Here is a 239-nt window from a genome sequence, read left to right on the forward strand (position 1 = left end):
CACTCCTCGCCGCGCTTTTACTTGAAGTTGATCTGGCCGCAGGCGGCGAAGTAGGGGTTGATGAGCCAGGGGGCGATGCCGATGAGCCCAGCGAACTCCTTTGCCACCCGCTCGTAGGCGGTGAAATGGCGCGACTTGCGCCGCGTGCTCCAGCCGGCGACCAGGGGCGGGATCACCTGCTGCTCTATCCCCTTGAGGATCTCCGGCACCCCCGCCGAGAGGTCGTTGTTGAGCAGCAC

Annotated in this window: 1 pseudogene; it reads right to left on the reverse strand. The window is 65.3% G+C overall.

Annotated elements, in window-relative coordinates:
• Positions 1 to 20: 20 nt before the first annotated feature.
• Positions 21 to 239 (reverse strand): annotated as a pseudogene (locus ACTFO6_RS19655) (glutamate--cysteine ligase); the annotation flags it as partial.

The sequence above is a fragment of the Pelomicrobium sp. G1 genome (assembly GCF_051905455.1).
In the GTDB taxonomy this organism is placed as follows: domain Bacteria; phylum Pseudomonadota; class Gammaproteobacteria; order Burkholderiales; family UBA6910; genus Pelomicrobium.